Genomic DNA, 20105 nt, shown 5'->3' with positions numbered 1-20105 from the left:
TGGGCCCAGCGGCTGACCCGGGACGTGCCCGAGCCAACGCCGCTCGCCATCGGCATCGCCCTGGCCACGGTGGCCGCGGGCCTCGCCGCCGCCTGCTACTCGACGTCCTCCCTCCTCGACCTGGCGGAGGCGGGCCGCCGCCCGGAGGTGCGGGTGACCGTCTCCTCCTGCACGAGGTCCACCGTGAGGGGGCGGGTGCCGCACGAGCAGATCGACTGCTACGGCCGGAGCGCCGACGCCCCGGCCGGTGCCGCGGCGGAGCACTGGCGGCTGCGCGGCGTCGGGCACCGGAGCCCGGGCGAGGTGGTGGCGGTGCGCTGCGAGGACGGCGGCACCTGCTGGCCCGACCTCAGGACCTGGCTCGGTGCCGGCACGTTCTTCGGCGGCATCGCGCTGGCCATCCTGACCGTCGGCGGGTACCGCAGCGGCCGCCTGCTGACCCTCCGGCACGCCCCCGGCCGCGCCGCGCTCTTCACCCGCCGCTCCACCTTCCTCGCCCTGGCCGCCCTCGGCACGACGAGCTTCCTGCTGGTGATCGGCGCACTCTTCACCGGCCTGCTCTCCGGCTGACCCGCCGCCACCCGCCCCGGGGCGGCGGGTCGCACCGGTCGCGGCCACCCGTCGCGGCCGACACTGGCCGGGTGAACGCCCCTTCGCTCCCGTCGCCGCCCCCGTCCCCGTCCCCGCCCGGCCGCCGCACCGTCCTGCTCGCCGGGCTGGGCTGCGCCCTGACGGCCTGCTCCTCCACCACCGGCCCGAACACTCCCGCCGGCCCTTCCCCGTCCTCCCCGTCCTCCCCGTCCTTCCCGTCCTACTCGTCGCCCGTCGCCTTCCCCTCCCCCGCCGCCTGGCAGCCGGGGCCGGGCGAGTTGCAGCCGGACGTCAAGCTGCGGGCCGTGCAGGTGGTGGAGGCGGTCGGCGGGTGGCCGCCGGGCGGGCAGGGGGTGGCGGCGGCCCGGGCCCGGGTGGCGGCGCTCGGGGCGGACCCGGGACTGGCCGACCAGGGCGGCCCGCTGCTGGCGGACGCGCCGCGGGCCGCCCTGGAGGTGGTGTACGCGCAGTACGGCGGGCTGCTGGCGGATTCGGCGAGCGTGCTGGTGGTGTGCCGGCAGTGGCTGGCCGGGCCGGACGGCGCGCCGGTGTCCACCGGCAGCACGGTCGACGTCCGGCTGAGCCGCGCCGAGCCGCACTGGCGGGTCACCGCGCTGCACCCGTCCGACCCGGGACCGGCGGCGGCCGCCCCGGCCGATCCGGCGCTCCGGGTGCTGGCGCAGCCGCGGATCGCGCTGCCGCCCGCCGCGGTGGCGGACGTGCGCAGCGGGCAGGTGCACGGGGCGGTGCTGGAGGCGCTGCTGGCGCTGGCGGGGGCGTACGCCTTCGAGGTGAGCGTGGTGCGTTCGGGCCACCCGCTGCTGGTGTTCGGGACGGACCGGCCGAGCGACCACCCGCGGGGGCTGGCGTTCGACACCTGGCGGATCGAGGGGCACCCGGTGGTGGACCCGGCGGCCCCCGCCGATCTGGTGGAGTCCTTCATGCGGGCGGCCTCGGCGGCCGGCTCGTACAACGTGGGCGGTCCGCGGCTGCTGTCCGGCGGGCGGACGGCGAACCAGTTCTTCAGCGACCCCACCCACCACGACCACGTGCACGCGGGGTTCCGCGACTGATCCGCCCGGGGGCCAAGGGGGTTGACCGGGCGTCAGGTCGATCGTTCGAATTCGCCCACGAATTGACTTGCGCGGCGCCGCCCACCTGCGAGAACGTGTCCCGCACTGTTCGATTCGCAGGTGTTTCACGGAGGTGGGGTGGTGTCGGTGCAGGCACGCACGAACGGGGTCGCGGCGGCGCTGTCCGCAGCCGCGCTGGCGGCTCTCCTGACGGGCTGTTCCGGTGCCGCCCCCGCTCCGGAGGCCGCCGCGCCCGCTCCCGCCTCTGCCTCCGCGACGGGTGACCGGGCGCACGAGCTGGAGCAGCTCCGGGCCGCGATCGCCGCACCCGCGCAGCCGTTCTCGGCCGCGCTCGGGGTGGAGAGCCAGGACGACCGGAACCACGTCCGGGGCAACGGCACGGTCAACGTGTCGGACGTCCAGACCAGCGCGATGGGCCTGCACTCGCTCACGAAGGACGGCCTGCTGACGCTCAACGTCACCACCACGCGGGACGCGGTGTACACCCAGGTCGACGGCGCGGCCTGGCAGAAGCACGAGCGGCAGCCCGGCTCGGTGCTGGTGATCGACCACCGGCCGTTGGTGCAGACCCTGCTGCAGCGCGGCCCGGACGCGTACCGGGGCCTGCAGAAGCTCCGCGGCATGAACGGCGGCACGGCCTACCACCTGGTGGGCGAACTGCCGGTCGCGGAGGTCGCCGACGCGCTCGGCTCCACGCTCCGCCAGCAGATCGCCGAGCACCGCATCGAGCAGTGCGACACCGACCTGCTGGTCGACAGCGCGGGCCGGCTCTCCCGGCTGGAGCTGACCTGCGCGGGCGACGGCTACCGGGCGGTGTCCTCACTGAACCTGGGCGAGTACGGCCCGTCCTCCGACGTCCCGCCCCCCTCCGACCTCTGACCCGCCCCGCCCGCACCCCCGGGGAGCACCCGCCGTTCCGGGTACCACCGCTCCGGGCGGGGCGTTCGCCGTGGGCGCTGCACAACGGGCTGTTCGTCGAGTACCTGGACGTCGGGTTGGACGTCGCCCGGCTGCTCGTCTCGTTGGAGGCGCTGGACTCGTCCTGAGCCCGCCCGGCCCGCAGCAACCGCCTCCGGCGGCCCTCGGCGGACCGTCGGAGACGGTGGAACCTTTCTGCGGGGCGGGGTCAGTGCCTGCGGCCGCGACGGCGCAGCAGGAGGGCTCCGGCGGCGAGGGCCGCGGCCGCGGTGGCGGCGGTCAGCGGGAGGGCCGGGCCGGCGCCGGTGGCGGGCAGTTCGCCGCCCGGGCCGGTGGGGGACGGGGCGGGCAGGGTCCGCGAGGAGCTGGGGGACGGTGCGGGGCTGGTGCTGGTGGAAGGACTCGGGGTCGGGGACGGGCTCGGGGACGGGGCGGGGCTGCCGCTGCCGCTCGGGCTGGGGCTGGGGCTGGGCGAGGGGCTGGTGTTCTCGCAGGCGACGGTGGCGTCGAACGGCCAGTAGTGCAGTTCCCCGGCGGGGACCGACTGGCCGCCGACGAGCGGACCGGCCTCGTAGGAGCGGGCGATGATGTCGCCCTCGATGTTGGAGCCGTTGACGTCCTTGAGGTGGGCGCCGGGCGCGTAGACGGTGCCCTCCAGGGAGTCGCCGCTGACCATGGTGATGTCGGTGGCGTCGGGGAAGTCCCACAGCACGTAGGGGGCCTGCGGGCTGCTGATGCCCGACGTGTTGGGGTTGTCCCAGTCGAGGACGCCGCCTTCGGCGGTGGTGTCGGTGACGATCACCAGCGGGGTGTCCCGGGTCGGCTGGTTGCGGAAGTTGATCTCGCCGAGGGCGTTCATCTGCTGGCCGGTCAGGTGCAGCACGTTGGTGCGGCCGGGGGTGAGCGTCAGGCGGCCGATGACGCCGGGCGGGTAGGGGCCGTCGGGCAGTGGGTTGCCCGCGTCGTCGAGCAGGGTGACGTTCTGCGCGCAGGCGGCCATCGCCCGGGCCCGTTCGCGGAAGACCTCGAAGGCGGTGGTGAAGTCGATCAGGCCGGGCGCCGGTCCGACCGAGGCGGGCGGCTGGTCCAGTGTCATCTCGATCCGGGGCACCGAGTTGTGGGCCGTCCCGGCGGCCACCACCTGGGTGTTGACCTGGGCGTTGTTGACGTCCCGGTCGACGGCGAGCGAGCCGGTCATGTCGCCGATCTTGGTGTAGCCGCCGCTGAGGACCTTCAGCACCCCGTCCGGGGAGCTCCCGGCGAAGTCGACCCGGCCGCCGACCACCAGGGCGGCCGGGTGGCCGTCGCCGGGGGCGGTGAAGGTGCCGGGGGTGTGCAGGCTGACGTTGTAGCCGGAGCCGAAGGCGAGGTTGCCTCCGGTGGCGATCGGTCCTTCGGCCTCGGTGCTGCCCAGCGTGGTGTCGTGCTCCACGAAGGCGTTGAAGCCGAGGTTCCCTTCGACCGGGTTGCCGATCGAGGCCCGCTTGGCCCCGACCGCGACGGCGGACGGCGACAGCAGGTACGGGACGAGCAGGGGCGTGGTGACGAAGCCGACCGAGAGGGCCGCGAGTGCAAAGGGGCGTACGGACATAGCGGGAGATTAGGTGGGCAAAGCGGACGATCTCACGCCGCCACGCGGCCGCCCCACGGACGGCGGCACTCCTCGAAGGCCCGGTGGGGGGCCCGTCGCGCGGAGCCGCGCCGGACTCCCGGGGCCCCGGGGAATGGCGAGCCGCCTCCCGGGAATCCCGCCGACGGGCTGCCGCCCCGAACCGTCCTGCGGCTCCGCGCGCCCGCCACCTCGTCAGGAGTGCACCGCCCGCCGACTTATCGGAGCATTATCTGCAGCTTTGATCTTGCCCCGCCCCGGACGCCCGCCGCCTGCGCGGCAGCGACCCGGAGCGCCCTCCGGGCGGCCGGACGCGACCGCCCGGGAAGTCGACGCGGGCGCGGGACGGGGCCGTTCTCCTGCGGTTTCCCGTCGACCGTCCGCCGACCGGAACCTGACGTCGCACCAGGTCCGCACCGCAGGAAGGACGGTGGCGGTGGCCGGATCCCGCCATCCGCCAACCACCTGCCGTTGGCCGACACTTGTCAATTGGTATAGGCCAATCGTAGCCTTCGGACGGCTCGCGGTGTGCCGGGTCCACACCGCACCGCCCCGGGGTCGCTCCCCGTGGCCCGCAGGCAGACGTGCCCGCTTTTCCCCCACGACCGGCCCGACCTTCCTGAGGAGAACCATGTCCTGGTCCCGCCGTCTGCTCACCGCCTCCGCGGTGGGCACGGGCGCCCTGGTCGCCACCACCCTCGCCGCGGGCACCGCCGGCGCGCACGGCGCCATGTTCGGCCCGCCCAGCCGCATCGCGGCCTGCTACGCGGAAGGCCCCGAGACCCCCAAGTCCCAGGTCTGCAAGGACCTCGTCGCGGACAGCGGCACCCAGCCGCTGTACGACTGGAACGAGGTGAACATCGCCGGCGCCAACGGCCAGAGCCAGCAGATCATCCCGGACGGCCACCTCTGCTCGGCCAACCGCGACAAGTACCGCGCCCTGGACTGGGCCCGCACCGACTGGCCGGCCACCTCGGTGACGGCCGGGGCGAAGAACTTCGACTTCCGGGTCACCGCGCCCCACCAGGGCACCATGAAGCTGTACATCACCAAGGCCGGCTACGACCCCACCAAGCCGCTGAAGTGGTCCGACCTGGACCTGTCCGGCCCGGTCGCGGTCTACGACACCGCGCGCACCTCGGACAACGGGTACTACCACGTCACCGTGAACCTGCCGCAGCGCACCGGCCGCCAGCTGGTCTACATGGTCTGGCAGCGCTCGGACAGCCCGGAGGCGTTCTACGGCTGCTCGGACCTCGACTTCGGCGGCACCACCACCGCGGCCGCGACCGGCGCGCTCGCCGCGGGCGCCCCCTCGGCGCCGACCCAGGCGCAGATCGACGCGGGCGCCGCCCGCTCGACCGTCTCGCACCACGGCCACGGCGGCGACCTCACCGCCGCCGAGGCGGCCGTGGCCGCCTCGGGCACCGCCGCCGTCGAACGGCCGGACCACGACGACCTGCTGCTCGGCCTGGCCGGTGCGGCCCTGCTGTCGGCCACCGCCTCGGGCGCGTACCTGGCCCGCCGGATGCGCGGCACCGCCGTCTCCGCCTGACGGCCCACGAACGCCTGACCTGGGTCAGGCGGGTGGCGCGGCCCCTTCCCCCACGTTTCGGGGGCCGCGCCCTCCGTCGTCCTCGGGTCGTCTCCCGTGCGCCCCGGCCGACTTAATCGCACCTGATTGAACCGTCAACTCCTTGCAAAACCGCAGGACTTGACCTTGACGGCCCGGATTGGTCTGGACCATCTTGAGTGCGCCCCACGCACCTGAGCACGGCCCCACCCATCCCCCACACCGCCAAGGAGGACCCGCCCCATGAGGCGCGTCACCCTCTCCCTCGCCGCGGCCGCGGCCCTGATCGCCGCCCCGCTGGGCGCCACCGCCGCCGGAGCGGCCGGCGTGACCGGCCTGACCGCGGACTACGCGGTCACCCAGAGCTGGTCGAACGGCTTCCAGGCCACCTACACCGTGACCAACCACACCAACGCCACCGTGAACAGCTGGTCGCTCTCCTTCGACCTGCCGACCGGCGAGAGCGTCTCCAGCCTGTGGAACGGCACGCTCACCTCGACCGCCACCCCCACCGGCACCCACTACACGGTGACCTCGCCGACCTGGGCCGCCCCGCTGGCGCCCGGCGCCGCCGCCCCCGCGGTCGGTTTCGGCGTCACCACCGGCGCGGTGCAGAGCGCGCCCGTCAACTGCACGATCAACAACCAGCCGTGCGCCGGTGCCCCCGCCGACGGCACCGCGCCGTCCGTCCCGGGCAGCCCGCGCTCCACCGGCACCGGGCCGGGCAGCATCACCCTCGGCTGGACGGCCTCCACCGACAACACCGCGGTGGCCGGCTACCACGTCCGCGAGGGCTCCACCGTGGTCGCCACCGTGACCGGCACCTCGGCCACCGTCCGCGGCCTGCTCCAGGGCAGCAGCCACACCTTCACCGTCAGCGCCTTCGACGCGGCGGGCAACGAGTCCGCCAACTCGGCGGCCGTCACCGCCACCGCGGGCACCGGCACCAGCGCCGGCACCGCCGCCCCCTACGTGGACCTCGGCGCGTACCCGACGCCCAGCCTGCCCGCGCTCTCCGCCACCAGCGGCATCAAGGAGTTCTCGCTGGCGTTCATCATCAACGGCAGCCAGCCGTGCACCGCCAGCTGGTTCGGCGCCTACGACCCGGCCACCGGCTGGAACAAGGCCGACATGGACGCGATCCGCGACGCGGGCGGCGACGTCCGTCCGTCCTTCGGCGGCGCCAACGGCACCGAACTCGCCCAGTCCTGCACCACGGTGGCCGCACTGGCCGCCCAGTACCAGAAGGTCGTGGACGTCTACGCGCTGGACCGCGTCGACTTCGACATCGAGGGCACCGCCGTCACCGACCGCGCCTCGGTCGACCGCCGCTCCGCCGCCCTCGCCCAGGTCCAGGCCGCCCAGCGGGCCAAGGGCCGCGACCTGAAGGTCAGCCTGACCCTGCCGGTGCTGCCCAGCGGCCTGACCGCGGACGGCGTCTACGTCCTGCAGTCGGCCAAGAACGCCGGGCTCTCCGTCGACCTGGTCAACGTGATGGCGATGGACTTCGGCGACTGGGCCGCCCCGAGCCCGGCGGGCAGGATGGGCGCCTACGCGATCCAGGCCGCGCAGTCCACCCAGGCGCAGATCCGCTCGGTGTGGACCGGCCTGACGGACGCCCAGGCGTACGCCATGGTCGGCGTCACCCCGATGCTCGGCCAGAACGACACCGCCTCCGAGGTGTTCGGCATCACCGACGCCCAGCAGCTGCTCGCCTTCGCCCAGCAGAACCACCTCGGCGAGCTGGCCTTCTGGGAGATGACCCGGGACGCCAACGCGTGCACCGGCTCGCTGCCCAAGTGCACCAACGTCCCGCAGACGCCGTACCAGTTCTCGAAGATCTTCGCGGCGTACCAGGGCTGATCCGGCTCCGGACGCGAACGGGCCGGCGGCCCGGAGCCGTGTGCTCCGGGCCGCCGGCCCTGTCGGGGTGTCAGGCGGGCTGGTGCTCGCCCTCCGTGCGGAGCGCGCCCTCGGGGCCGCCCTCCTCGGCGCCCTCGTGCTCGGGGCGGCCGTGCATCGGAAGCAGGAAGATCGCGGCGAAGACCACCACCAGCAGGCCGACCTCGGCCCACAGGGTGACCTGCTCGGCACTGGCGAAGTCGGCGGTCTTCAGGCGCTCGAAGAAGACCGTGCCCAGGATGGCGCTGCCCAGGGCCGCGCCGAGCTGCTGCACGGACGTCAGCGTGCCGGAGGCCGAGCCGGTCTCGTGCGCCTCCACCGAGGCCAGCACCATGCCGAAGAACGGGGCCATCACCAGGCCCATGCCCAGGCCGCTGACCGCCAGCGCGGGCACCATCTGCCAGGGCGTGACGCCCGCGCCCTGGCTGTGCAGGGTGTACATCAGGCCGAGCACGCCGGCCAGCATGACCACCAGGCCCACGTGCATCACCTTGCGGCCGTACTTCTGCAGCGCCTGGGAGGCGACGAACGCGATCACCATGCCGATCGAGGACGGGATGCCCGCCAGCCCGGACTTGAAGGCGCTGTAGTGCAGGCCGAGCTGGGTGTACAGGCTGAACGTCAGCCAGAAGCCGGTCATCGCGGTGAAGAAGACCAGGCCCAGGGCCATGCCGCCGCTGAAGCCGCGCTTGGCGAACAGGCTGGGCTCGACCAGCGGGTCCGCCCCGGCGGCCTTGCGGCGCGCCTCGTACCAGCCGAACAGGCCGAACACCGCCACGCCCACCGCCAGCAGCGCGAACGCCCACAGCGGCCAGTCGTGCTCGCGGCCCTGGACCAGCGGGTAGATGACCATGGCCGCGCCGACCGCGGCCAGCAGCGCGCCGACCAGGTCGAGCCGGACGGTCGGGCCCTGCGCCTGGGCGGGCAGGAAGACCCGGCCGCCGATGAAGGCGAACAGGCCGAGCGGGATGTTGATCAGGAAGATCATGCGCCAGCCGGTGCCCGCCAGGTCGGCGTCCACCAGCCAGCCCGCCAGGATCGGGCCGCCGACCGTCGACAGGCCCATCACCGGGCCGAACATGCCGAAGGCCGCGCCCTGCTCCTTGGGCGAGAAGATCTCCTTCATGATGCCCAGGCCCTGCGGCAGCATCACCGCACCGAGCAGGCCCTGCAGCACCCGCGCGGCGACCAGCTGCCAGGGCTCCTGGGCCAGGCCGCAGGCCAGCGAGCCGAGGGTGAACCCGGCCGCGCCGATCATGAACATCCGGCGACGGCCGAAGATGTCCCCCAGCCGCCCGCCGGTGATCAGGCCGATGGCCATCGCCAGCGTGTAGGCCGCGCCGAGCCACTGGATGGTGGACTCGCCGCCGCCGATGTCCGCCCGGATCGCGGGGGCGGCGATGTTCGTCACCAGCGAGTCGAGCAGGTCCATCACCTCGGCGGCGAGGATGACGAACAGCGCGACCCAGCGCCAGCGGTAGGGTTCGGCGGCGGCGCCGGAGGGCGGCGCCGCGGTGGTGGGGCCGACCGCGTCGGTCATGACAGCTCCTGTTTGCTACCAGGCGCGGAGGACGGGGGCCGCGCGATTGAACGGTGTTTCCTTGGACGAACACCGTTCTACGAGTCGAGCGCCGTTCCCGTCAAACGGATTAACCCTGACTTCTCCCCCACTCCGACCCTGACCCGCCCCGGACCGCGCCCGCCCGACCCCCGGTCGCCCCCGCTCCGACCTGCGCCGGAGCCCGGACCGGGGGCGGCCGGTTCGCGCACCCGTCGAACGGCGTTCGTCGGGAGTACGATGATCGCCGACGGAACGTTCAGCGAAAGCAGGTGGCCCGATGTCCGCGCAGATGCCCGAGATCCCGTGGCACAAGCCCCGCAAGGCGGAGCCGCGACAGCCGCTCAGCCGCTCGCTGATCGTGGAGACCGCGGTCCGGGTGCTGGACGCCGAGGGCCTGTCCGGGGTCACCATGCGCCGGGTCGCCCAGGAGCTGGGCACCGGCCCGGCCTCGCTGTACGCGCACGTCTCCAACAAGGAGGAGCTGTTCGAGCTGGTGCTGGAGCGGGTGGTCTCCGAGATCCGGCTGCCGCCGCGGCCGGAGCCCGAGCGCTGGAAGGAGCAGATCACCGAGGTCTGCTTCGAGGCGCAGCGGGTGCTGACCTCCCACCGGGACGTGTCGCTGGTGTCGCTGGGCAGCATCCCGCTGGGCGAGAGCCAGTTGGCGATCACCGAGTTTCTGCTCGACCTGCTGCTCCAGGTCGGCCTGCCGCCCCAGGTCGCCGCCTGGGCGCTGGACGGGCTCGGCCAGCTGATCGACACCGACGCGTACGAGGCCTCGGTGTACGCCGAGCGGATCGCCCGGGGCACCGACATCCACGAGTACTTCGGCCAGCTGCGCACCTTCCTGCTGGCGCTCCCGACCGACCGCTTCCCGAAGCTGCAGGGGATGGCGGACACCATGGTGACGGGCGACGGGGACGAGCGCTACGCCTTCAAGATCGAGGTGTTCCTGCGCGGCCTGGAGTCCTACCTGCCGGCCGACGCCCGCACCCGGCGCGCGGGCGGGGCGGACGGGGGGGACCGCGCCGACCACGTGCTCCGCACCGATCGGGCGGACCGCACCGTCGACGCCTGACGCACCGTCGACGCCTGACGGACCGTCGGCGCCCGACGAGACGTCGACGCAGCCGCGGCGACCGCCTTGACCTGGGCTTTGCCGCGATTTGACCACCCCCTGAACCGCCCGCCCGGAGTGCGGCGGCAAGGGTTGACGGCACACCGGCACAGGTCTATACCAGTGGCAGTCACGTCAACCTCGGCCAGGTACCCGACCGTTGGCCCGGCCGCGCACCCCCACGTCCGCGCGCGTCCGGGCCGCCGTCCTCGCCGCCTCCCGGAGAGGTCTTCGATGGAACGCGCCCTTCCCCCACACTCCCCCGCCGCCCCGGCCCGACCGCGCCGCCCGCGGCGCGCCGTCGCGGTCGCCCTGTCCGTGTTCGGCCTGCTGGCCGGCGCCGTCTCGGCCGTCGCCGCCTCCGGCCCGGCGAACGCCGCGACCGCGGCCGGGCTCGGCTCCAACTGGTACGCCTCCGCGCCGTACCTGATGCCGGAGGACAACAGCCCGCCGGACGCCGCCGCCGTGATGGACGCCACCGGCCAGAAGGCGTTCCAACTCGCGTTCATCCTGGCCCAGGGCAGCACCTGCAGCCCGTCCTGGGGCGGGACGTCCTCGATCGACACCGACACCACGATGCCGGCCGTCATCCAGACCATCCGCAACAAGGGCGGCGACGTCTCGGTCTCGGTGGGCGGCTACGGCGGCACCAAGCTCGGCCAGACCTGCGGCACCCCGGAGGCCACCGCCGCCGCGTACCAGAAGGTCGTCACCAAGTACAACCTCAAGGCGATCGACTTCGACCTCGAGGAGCCCGAGTACGAGAACACCGCCGCCATCCACAACGAGATCGGCGCGGCCCGCATCCTGCAGCAGAACAACCCGGGCATCTACGTCTCCATCACCACCGCGGGCACCAACGCCGGCACCGGCTGGTTCGGCACCCAGATGCTGCTGGAGGCGAAGTCCCAGGGCTTCACGCCGAACAACTACTCGATCATGCCGTTCGACGGCGGGTTCAACGGGGCGGCGGCGCAGACCGACGCGCTGGTGAAGTTCAACCAGATCCTGCAGAACACCTTCGGCTGGAACGAGGCCACCGCGTACGCCCACGAGGGCGTGTCGCTGATGAACGGCCGGACCGACGCCGCGGAGTACTTCAGGCAGGCGGACTTCCAGACCGTGCTGGACTTCGCCACCGCGCACAAGCTGGCCCGCTACACCTACTGGTCGGTCAACCGCGACCGCCAGTGCCCCGGCACGGTCGACCCCGGCCTGTCCGGCGCCTGCTCCAGCGTGGCCCAGAACGACTGGGACTTCACCAAGTACACGGTGAAGTTCGCCGGTGCGACCCCGCCCACCAGCACCGCGTCCCCGTCGCCGACCAGCAGCACCTCGCCGAGCACCGGGACCAGCTCCTCCCCCGGCACCGGGACCTGCAGCCCGGCCTGGTCCGCCACCACCACCTACGTGGGCGGCGACAAGGTCAGCTACAACGGCCACAACTACCACGCCAAGTGGTGGACGCTGAACGAGAACCCGGCCGGCAGCGGCCAGTGGGGCGTGTGGGCCGACGACGGCCCGTGCTCCTGAACCACCCGGCGAACGGACGGGCCGCCCGGTCCACGAGCCTCGTGCTCGGGACCGGGCGGCCCGTCCGCTTCCCCTGGCGGGGTGTCAGACCTCGGCGCGGTTGCGGAACTCCTCCGCGACGGCCCGGGTCGAGGGCAGGTCGCCGAGCGGCTCGCCGACCACCCGGGAGGCCAGCTCGGACGCCAACTTGATGACGTCCTCGCGCAGTTCGGCCTCGGCCAGCACCTTGTCGGCGGCCAGCTGCACGTGTGCCTCGGCCACCAGTTGCTCGCGCTGCTGCAGGCCCTCCGCCCGCAGGGCGGCGACCAGGGCCGCGCCCTCCTCGGCGGCGGTCTGCCGGATGGCGGCGGCCTCGTGCCGGGCCGCGGCGAGCTCGGCCTGGAACTCCCGGCGGATGCGTTCCGCCTCGGCCCGGGCCGCCTCGGCCCGGGCCATGCCGCCGTCGGTCTTGTCGTGGCGTTCGGCGAGGGTGCGTTCGATGCGGGGCAGCAGCACCTTGCCGAGCGCCCAGAACAGGGCGAAGAAGACGATCAGTCCGAGGATCAGCTCGGGCACGTTCGGTTCGAGAGGTCCCATACTCAGTATGCTATACGGTCATCTGACGAACCGTTCGTCCGGGTACCGGTCCAGCGCCCTTGCATGCCAAGGGACTTCAGCCCCCGGTCACCCCGTCGGTGTGCTCGCGCAGCAGGTCGGCGTGCCCGTTGTGGCGCGCGTACTCGGTGATGACGTGCAGGTACGTCATCCGCAGCGACTGCTCCTCGCCGTACGCGGCCAGGGTCTCGTCCAGCCCGGCACCGGCCACCGCGAGGTCGGCGAGCCGCTGCTCCTCCAGGAGTGCCAGGCACTCCTGTTCGGCCCGCTCCGGCTCCAGCAGGTCGAAGTCGGCGTCCTTGTGCCCCTCCACGGCGTGCAGCGGCGGAACGTCCTGGCCCGCGAAGCGGATCCGGAACCACGTCCGCTCCACCTTGGCCAGGTGGCGCATCAGCCCGAGCAGCGAGAGCGAGCTCACGGGCAGCGGGCGCAGCGCGAGCTGCTCGCCGGTCAGGCCGGCGCACTTGTGCAGGAAGGTGGCACGGTGCCAGGCCAGGTAGTCGGGCAGCAGCTCGGCCTCGGGCGCGGTGAGCGAGCCGCCGGGGCGGGAGACGGCGGGGACGGTCCATGTCATGTGCCCGATCATGCCGATCCGGGGCCCGACCGCACCAGGGGATTTCACCGCGTCCCGGGCCCGGGACGGGAAGGCCCCGGCGGTTGGTAGCATCGCGGTGGGCCGTGACTGGCGCGCTGGGATGGAAGTCACCATCGGGGAGCGGCCCCGCGCGGTGCCCTCGGGCGCCGTTCGCTGTCGCCGTGCGCCTGGGCCGTCCGAATCGTCGTTCCGTACTACGAGGAGACCGCCCGTGGTCGAGTCCCTGCCCGCGCACACCTTCGGCAGCCCCGCCGCCGACACCGCCTTCCGCAGCGCCCTGGACGTGGTGCGCGCCGTCGAACCCCGGATCGCCGCGGCGATCTCCGGGGAACTGGCGGACCAGCGCGCCTCGCTGAAGCTGATCGCCAGTGAGAACTACGCCTCGCCCGCGGTGCTGCTGGCGATGGGCAACTGGCTGAGCGACAAGTACGCCGAGGGCACCCCCGGCCGCCGCTTCTACGCGGGCTGCCGCAACGTGGACAGCGTGGAGGAGCTGGCGGCCGAGCACGCCCGCGAGCTGTTCGGCGCGGAGCACGCCTACGTGCAGCCGCACTCCGGGATCGACGCCAACCTGGTGGCGTTCTGGGCGGTGCTCTCGCAGCGGGTGGAGAGCCCGGCGCTGCAGCGGGCCCAGGTCCGCAACGTGAACGACCTGAGCGAGCAGGACTGGGCCGAGCTGCGCCGCGAGCTGGGCAACCAGCGGATGCTGGGCATGTCGCTGGACGCGGGCGGCCACCTCACCCACGGCTTCCGGCCGAACATCTCGGGCAAGATGTTCGACCAGCGCAGCTACGGGACGGACCCGGTGACCGGGCTGGTCGACTACGACGAAGTCCGGCGGATCGCCCTGGAGTTCAAGCCGCTGATCCTGGTGGCCGGGTACTCGGCGTACCCGCGCCTGGTGAACTTCCGCCGGATGCGGGAGATCGCGGACGAGGTCGGCGCGACCCTGATGGTCGACATGGCGCACTTCGCCGGTCTGGTCGCGGGCAAGGTGCTGACCGGCGACTTCGACCCGGTGGCGCACGCCCAGATCGTCACCACCACCACGCACAAGTCGCTGCGCGGCCCGCGCGGCGGCATGGTGCTGTGCACCTCCGAGCTGGCGGAGCACGTCGACCGGGGCTGCCCGCTGGTGCTCGGCGGCCCGCTGTCGCACGTGATGGCGGCGAAGGCGGTGGCGTTCGCGGAGGCCCGCCGCCCCGAGTTCCGGGTGTACGCCCAGCAGGTCGTGGACAACGCGCGGGCGCTCGCCGAGGGCCTGCTCGCGCGCGGCGCCCGGCTGGTCACCGGCGGCACCGACAACCACCTGGTGCTGGCGGACGTCTCCTCGTACGGGCTGACCGGTCGCCAGGCGGAGGCGGCGCTGCTGGACTCCGGCATCGTCACCAACCGCAACGCCGTCCCGCAGGACCCGAACGGCGCCTGGTACACCTCCGGCATCCGGCTCGGCACGCCCGCCCTGACCACCCGCGGGCTGGGCGCGGCGGAGCTGGACGAGGTCGCCGAGCTGATCCACACGGTGCTGACGGCGGCCGTCCCGGTGGGCTCCTCGAAGGCGCAGTACGCGCTGGACGAGGCCGTGCGCGACTCGGTCGCCAAGCGCGCGGTCGACCTGCTCGCCGACCACCCGCTCTACCCGGGCATCGCGCTCGGCTGATCCTCCCTCCCCCGCGTCCCCGTCCGGACGCCGACCGGCCCGGCCCGCAGCAGCACCGCGGGCCGGGCCGGGCCGCTCTCCGCCCCCGGCGGCCCCGAGCCCGGGCCCGGGCCCGGGCCGACCGTCTCCGCCCAGGCCGCCTCGGCCCCCGCCGTCTCCGCCCCGGTAGCGGGCGGCCGACCGGCAGGGCGGCCCGCCCCGAACGCGGTGACCAACCAGCGGACGCCTCCGGTGGTGCGGTGGCCCGCGCCGCTAGGCTCACCCCGCCGCGGCCGGGCGTGCGACGCCCGGGCCGCCGTCCCGCACACCTTCCGCAGGAGAACGCGCATGCTCAAGGTCAACGAATACTTCGACGGCACGGTCAAGTCGGTCGCCTTCACCTCGGCCGACGGCCCGGCGACCGTCGGCGTGATGGCCCCCGGCGAGTACGAGTTCGGCACCGCCGCGCCCGAGGTCATGCACGTGGTCAGCGGTGCGCTGACCGTCAAGCTGCCCGGCGCCGAGGAGTGGCGGACCTTCTCCGCCGGTGAGCGCTTCTCCGTTCCGGGTGACAGCAAGTTCCAGCTCCAGGTCTCGGTCGACACGGCCTACCTCTGCGAGTACTGCTGACCCCACCGCCCCGCCGACGGACCGCCCGCCCGCGGCGGGTCAGTCGGCGGGGCCCCGTCCGACCGCCCGCGGACGGGTCTCGTACATCCGCACCGCCACCGTGACCCCGGCCGCCGCGGTGAGGGCGGCGACGGCCCAGACCGCGGTGGTCAGGCCGTGGGCGTCGGCGAGGACGCCCGCGACCAGCGCCCCGACCGCGAACCCCCCGTCGCGCCACAACCGGTAGACGCCGACGGCCCGGGCCCGCCAGGCCGGGTGGGCGACGTCCCCGATGACGGCGAGCAGGGTCGGGTAGACCAGTGCGGTGCCCGCGCCGAGCAGGGCCTGGGCCGCCGCCCACACCGGGAAGGTGGTGCCGACCGCGACCAGGCCGAGGGCGGCCGCCTGGAGCAGCATTCCGGTGGTGATCAGGTGCTTGCGGCCGACGCGGTCCGACCACCAGCCAGTGAGCAGTTGCCCCGCACCCCAGACCGCCGGGTAGAGCGCGGCGAGGACGCCGATCCGCCCCAGGCCCAACCCGTGCGCGGCGTACAGCAGGGGGAGGACGCCCCAGGCCAGGGCGTCGTTCAGGTTGTTGACCATGCCCGCCCAGCTGGCGGCGGACAGCGCCCGGTCGTCGAAGCTGGTGGTGCGGGCTATTCGGGCGGTGCTCAGCCGGGGCTGCTGGCCCGCCGCGGCCGGGTGTGCGGCCGCGTGTGCTGCTGCTTCGGCCCGGGCGTGTTCGCGGGTCTCCCGGACGGCGGCCGCGGTCAGGCCGAGGCCGAGCGCCACGTAGGCGGCCCCGAGCAGGAAGGGCGCCGGGCGCAGCCCCCAGTGCGCGGCGATCGCGCCGGTGGCGGTCGCGGTGACGGCCACCGCGAGGTACCCGGCGGCCTCGTTGAGACCCATGGCCAGGCCGCGGCGGGCCGGACCGACCAGGTCGATCTTCATGATCACGGTGGTGGACCAGGCGAGCCCCTGGTTGACGCCGAGCAGCACGTTGGCCGCGACGATCCACTCCCAGGTCGGGCCCCAGGCCAGCATGGCGGGGATCGGCAGCGCGACCAGCCAGCCCGCGATCAGCACCGGTCTGCGGCCGTAGCGGTCGGAGAGCGTCCCGGCGAAGAAGTTGGTCACCGCCTTGGTCGCGCCGAACGCCAGGATGTACGTCAGCGCGCCGGTGTAGGCGGACAGGTGGAACGTCCGGTCCGCGAGCAGCGGAAGCACCGTGCGCTCCTGCCCGAGCAGGCCGCCGACCAGTGCGTTCACCGCGACCAGCAGGCCGAACTGGGCGAGGTTGGCGCGCAGGCCGAGCCTGACCGGACGGGCGCCCGGGCGGCCGGGCGTGCCGGAGCCGGACGCGCCGGGGCCGGGCACGACGGGGCCGGGCGGCGGGGGGTGCTGCGGGGAGGAATGGGTGGCGAGGGTCATGGGTGCTGCTCCTGGGTGGTGCGTGCGGGGGCGCACGGGCAAGGCGGGGATCGGCCCCTCCGCGGGTCAGGATATTCCAATGTTTCTTGGATAACTGGATCTATGGGCGAGGTCACGCTCCCACCACCGCTCCGGGAGCGGGATCGGGATCGGGCCGCCCGGAGGCCGCTCCGGCCTCGACCGGCAGGCTCGCGGGCAGGCGGCGGACCGCGGGGAGGAGCAACAGGGCGAGCGAGGCCGGGACGGCGAGGGCGGTCATCCCGAACAGCGTCGGACGCACGCCGAGACCGTCGGAGAGCGGACCGGCCAGCACCAGCCCGAGCGGCATCAGGGCGACGGAGATCAGGTGGTCGTAGGAGCTGACCCGGGAGAGCACCCGCTCCGGTATGTGCACCTGGAGCGAGGTCTCCCACAGCACGAAGCACAGGGACACCCCCACTCCGGTGACCGCCTCCAGCGCGGCGATCGCCCAGACCGGCGCGCCGGATCCGATGATCAGCGCCTGGCAGGAGGCGACCGCCAGCGCCACGGCCGCGACCGCCATCGGACGGGCCGGTTTCAGGCGGTAGGCGCACACGTCTCCCACGATCGAGCCGAGGCCGAACGCGATGACCACCACGGTCCACGCACCGGCCCCGCCCCATTCGCGCTTCGCCAGCACCGGCCCGAGCACGAACACCGAGGGCAGCACCACCACGTGGTAGACCGCCAGCCCCAGCATCCCCGCCCAGACCCACGTCCGGCTGCGCACCTGCTGCCAGCCGACCCGGAGCTCGGCCAGGAACCCGAGCCGCTCGCCCCGCTCCGCGTCCGCCACGCCGAGCGGCGAACCGCCCACCGTCGAACCGTCGACCACCGGACCGTCGACCGCCGAACCGCCGACCGTGCCCAGCCGGGCCAGCACGGCCGCGCTGACCGCGAAACTCGCGGCGTCCGTCGCCAACGCCCCGCCCGGGCCGGCCGCGGCGATCAGCAGGCCGGCCAGCGCGGGCCCGACCACCAGGCTGCTCGACTGCACGAACCCGCGCAGTGCGTTCGCCTCGCGCAGTCGGTCGGCGGGGACGAGCAGGGGCAGCAGCCCGGTGGAGGCGGGCAGGAAGAAGGCGTCGGCGACACCGAACAGGGCCATCAGCAACGCCAGCACCCCGACCCGGGCGGTGCCGGTGAACAGCAGCACCGCGACGGCCGCCTGCACGGCGCACCGCACCAGGTCGGAGGCCAGCATGATCCGCTGCCTCGGCAGCCTGTCCGCCCAGACGCCCCCGGCCAGCGTGAACACCAGCAGCGGGACCAGTCCGGCGGCCGTGACCAGCCCGACGTCGGCCGCCGAGCCCCCGATCGACAGCACCGCGAAGGGCAGCGCCACGAACGACACCCGGTCACCCAGCACCGACAGCGCCTGACCGACGAACAGCCGGGCGAACTGGCGCTCGGTACGGAGCACTTCAGGAATCACGACACCCACAGGACCTCCTCGACGGACCCGGCGACTCGGCTGACGCAGCGAGCAGGGCGATCGTAGGAAGCCCTGCGACCCCCTGTCGCGTGATTTATCCGCAACGCCGCCAATGCCCCTTTTCCGCCGAACTCCCGTTCACCGAAAGGGACTTGACTCAGGCGGGTCTCCCCACGGCCGAACCCGGGCGCGGGCCTTCCCCGCCGCTCCCTGCCCCAATCCCACCGATCGGCCAGACTTCTCCAGCCGATCCACCGAACCCTCCCTCCACCTGACGGACGTCCACCCCGGTCCGAAGCGCCGTCAACAGGTCGTCCACGGACCAGGCGGCAACCGGCGTGACGCGGGCGTGATCCTGGCGCGACGCGCTTGTGATTGCCACGTTCGAGTGAATAGGCTCCTCCCAGCCCGCACCGCCGGGCCCCGCGCGCGAATACGCCGAACCCCGTCCGCCGCGCTGTCGGGTCGACCACCACAACCCTTGGACGGGGGCGGGGGAACCACGATTGTTGCCGTTCCCCACGGCTAGGGGTGAAGCCGTCCGCGCCGGGTGACCGGGACGTGGCGGCCGGGCCTCCCTCCCGGTCCGAACCCGACAGCTCACCTCGCAGGCGTGCGGAGAGGATCTCGCATGCTCTTCACGGGTTCGGGACGTCACCGCCGGCAGGGCCCGGCGGAGAAGGCCACCGAGCGCGCGATCGCGGCGGCCGGCGTGGCCGGCGTCGGCATCGCCCTGCCGCTGCTCGCCGTGACCGGCGCGCACGCCGCTCCCAGCGCGGTCTGGGACCGGGTCGCCGACTGCGAAAGCGGCGGGAACTGGGCCTCCGACCAGGGCAACGGCCTCTACGGCGGCCTGCAGATCAACGCCCAGCGCTGGACCGACTACGGCGGCACCCAGTACGCCCCGCTGCCGAACGGGGCCACCCGCAGCCAGCAGATCGCCGTGGCCGAGCGCATCCTGGCCACCGAGGGCCCCTCGCCCTGGTCCGCCTGCGCGGACGACGCCGGTCTGAACACCGCCAGCGCACCGGGCGTCGTCGACGACAACGACTCCGCGGACGAGACGGGTTCGCTGCGCGGCGCCCGCGGCGCGGCAGCGGTCAACGCCGCCCCGGACGGCAGCACCGTCCCGGCCGGGAACGCCGCTCCCGTCTTCTCCGGCCTGCCCGGCTACGACCCGGTCTCCCACGTGTACTGGTACGAGAAGAACGGTGCCTGGTTCTGGACCAGCCACCAGAGCCTGTACGAGCGCTACATGCAGCTGGCCCACCCCCAGCCGCAGCCGCAGCCGAGCACCCCCGCCCCGGACGCCCAGGCCACGCCGACCGTCCCGCCGACCGCCCCCGGCGTCCCGCTGCTGCCCACCGACCCGAGCGCCACGCCCAGCCCGAGCACGCCCGCCGACGGCGGCAACGCCGACGGCAACTCGAACGGGAGCAACGGGAACGGGAGCAACCCCGGCAACGGCAACGGCAACGGCAACGGCAACGGCAACGGCAACAACGGGAACGGAAACGGGAACGGCCTGATCCCCACCCTCCCGGTCACCCCGTCCCCCGGCCCGTCCGCCGACGCCGGCGCCTCCGGCACCACCCCCGAGGCCGCGCCCACCGGCACCGCGACACCCCCGGCCGCGGGCGCGTCCACCGCTCCGGAGTCCACCGCTCCGACAGCCGCGACCCCGACCCCGGCTCCGGCTCCGACCCCGGCCACCGCCCCGTCCCCGCAGGCGTACACCGTCAACCCCGGTGACACGCTGGCCGCGATCGCCCGCGAGCACGCCGTGGGCGGCGGCTGGTCCGAGCTCTACAAGTCGAACCAGCAGGTGGTCGGCGAGAACCCGGACCTGATCCGCCCCGGTCAGGTGCTGGACCTGGGCTGATCCC

General features: G+C 73.9%; 16 protein-coding genes and 1 riboswitch. Of the genes, 10 read left to right on the top strand and 6 right to left on the bottom strand.

The features are described from left to right. Positions 1–24 precede the first annotated feature (24 nt). The 3 genes from QSK52_RS17035 to QSK52_RS17025 all read left to right on the top strand — a co-directional run bounded on the left by QSK52_RS17035 (position 25) and on the right by QSK52_RS17025 (position 2564). The gene (locus QSK52_RS17035; protein WP_285736928.1) at positions 25–570 is read left to right on the top strand and encodes a hypothetical protein; all 546 of its coding nucleotides are present in this window, start codon (positions 25–27) and stop codon (positions 568–570) included. A 71-nt stretch (positions 571–641) separates the two neighbouring features. After that, positions 642–1664, top strand: a complete 1023-nt coding sequence (locus QSK52_RS17030; RefSeq protein WP_285736927.1) for a hypothetical protein — start codon at positions 642–644, stop codon at positions 1662–1664. A gap of 147 nt (positions 1665–1811) precedes the next feature. Next, entirely contained in the window at positions 1812–2564 is a 753-nt protein-coding gene (locus QSK52_RS17025; RefSeq protein WP_285736926.1) for a hypothetical protein, read from the top strand. A 247-nt stretch (positions 2565–2811) separates the two neighbouring features. On the opposite strand, the gene QSK52_RS17015 is transcribed toward QSK52_RS17025, so the two are convergent. After that, positions 2812–4194 (bottom strand): choice-of-anchor A family protein, encoded by a 1383-nt coding sequence (locus QSK52_RS17015; protein WP_285736925.1) that lies wholly within the window; start codon positions 4192–4194, stop codon positions 2812–2814. A 649-nt stretch (positions 4195–4843) separates the two neighbouring features. On the opposite strand from QSK52_RS17015, the gene QSK52_RS17010 reads away from it, so the two are divergent. Both QSK52_RS17010 and QSK52_RS17005 read left to right on the top strand, forming a co-directional pair. Beyond that, entirely contained in the window at positions 4844–5767 is a 924-nt protein-coding gene (locus QSK52_RS17010) for a lytic polysaccharide monooxygenase auxiliary activity family 9 protein (protein WP_285736924.1), read from the top strand. Between the two features lie 261 nt (positions 5768–6028). Next, on the top strand, positions 6029–7648 hold the full coding sequence (locus tag QSK52_RS17005; RefSeq protein WP_285736923.1) for a cellulose binding domain-containing protein: 1620 nt from the start codon (positions 6029–6031) through the stop codon (positions 7646–7648). A 70-nt stretch (positions 7649–7718) separates the two neighbouring features. On the opposite strand, the gene QSK52_RS17000 is transcribed toward QSK52_RS17005, so the two are convergent. Further along, the gene (locus QSK52_RS17000) at positions 7719–9227 is read right to left on the bottom strand and encodes an MFS transporter (protein WP_285736922.1); all 1509 of its coding nucleotides are present in this window, start codon (positions 9225–9227) and stop codon (positions 7719–7721) included. A gap of 298 nt (positions 9228–9525) precedes the next feature. On the opposite strand from QSK52_RS17000, the gene QSK52_RS16995 reads away from it, so the two are divergent. Together QSK52_RS16995 and QSK52_RS16990 are read left to right on the top strand one after the other, a co-directional pair. Further along, positions 9526–10323, top strand: coding sequence for a TetR/AcrR family transcriptional regulator C-terminal domain-containing protein (locus QSK52_RS16995; RefSeq protein ID WP_285736921.1), 798 nt, complete (start codon positions 9526–9528; stop codon positions 10321–10323). Between the two features lie 273 nt (positions 10324–10596). After that, complete coding sequence (locus QSK52_RS16990; RefSeq protein ID WP_285736920.1) at positions 10597–11895, top strand: carbohydrate-binding protein; 1299 nt, start codon at positions 10597–10599, stop codon at positions 11893–11895. Positions 11896–11979: 84 nt separating this feature from the next. On the opposite strand, the gene QSK52_RS16985 is transcribed toward QSK52_RS16990, so the two are convergent. Together QSK52_RS16985 and QSK52_RS16980 are read right to left on the bottom strand one after the other, a co-directional pair. Then, complete coding sequence (locus tag QSK52_RS16985) at positions 11980–12471, bottom strand: F0F1 ATP synthase subunit B family protein (RefSeq protein WP_285736919.1); 492 nt, start codon at positions 12469–12471, stop codon at positions 11980–11982. A gap of 76 nt (positions 12472–12547) precedes the next feature. Then, positions 12548–13063, bottom strand: coding sequence for a DinB family protein (locus QSK52_RS16980; protein ID WP_285736918.1), 516 nt, complete (start codon positions 13061–13063; stop codon positions 12548–12550). A gap of 232 nt (positions 13064–13295) precedes the next feature. Between QSK52_RS16980 and QSK52_RS16975 the strand changes: the two genes are divergently transcribed. Next, positions 13296–14744, top strand: coding sequence for a glycine hydroxymethyltransferase (locus QSK52_RS16975; RefSeq protein WP_285736917.1), 1449 nt, complete (start codon positions 13296–13298; stop codon positions 14742–14744). A gap of 327 nt (positions 14745–15071) precedes the next feature. Beyond that, positions 15072–15353: a pyrimidine/purine nucleoside phosphorylase gene (locus QSK52_RS16970; protein ID WP_285736916.1), complete on the top strand. Its 282-nt coding sequence runs from the start codon at positions 15072–15074 to the stop codon at positions 15351–15353. A 39-nt stretch (positions 15354–15392) separates the two neighbouring features. Here the strand turns inward: QSK52_RS16970 and QSK52_RS16965 are convergent, their stop codons facing one another. Together QSK52_RS16965 and QSK52_RS16960 are read right to left on the bottom strand one after the other, a co-directional pair. Continuing rightward, positions 15393–16763 carry an MFS transporter gene (locus QSK52_RS16965; RefSeq protein WP_285736915.1) on the bottom strand — a complete coding sequence of 457 codons (1371 nt, stop codon included), beginning with the start codon at positions 16761–16763 and terminating at the stop codon, positions 15393–15395. 112 nt (positions 16764–16875) lie between these two features. Then, positions 16876–18207 (bottom strand): MFS transporter, encoded by a 1332-nt coding sequence (locus tag QSK52_RS16960; RefSeq protein ID WP_285736914.1) that lies wholly within the window; start codon positions 18205–18207, stop codon positions 16876–16878. 472 nt (positions 18208–18679) lie between these two features. Next, a riboswitch (cyclic di-AMP (ydaO/yuaA leader) is annotated at positions 18680–18847 on the top strand. Between the two features lie 3 nt (positions 18848–18850). On the opposite strand from QSK52_RS16960, the gene QSK52_RS16955 reads away from it, so the two are divergent. Continuing rightward, entirely contained in the window at positions 18851–20101 is a 1251-nt protein-coding gene (locus tag QSK52_RS16955; protein WP_285736913.1) for a transglycosylase family protein, read from the top strand. Positions 20102–20105 lie beyond the last annotated feature (4 nt).

Origin of the sequence: Kitasatospora phosalacinea, assembly GCF_030268885.1 — a bacterium.
Classification (GTDB): Bacteria; Actinomycetota; Actinomycetes; order Streptomycetales; family Streptomycetaceae; genus Kitasatospora; species Kitasatospora phosalacinea_C.
The sequence above is the reverse complement of the archived record's forward strand: the minus strand, read 5'-3'. Positions and strand labels throughout refer to the sequence as shown.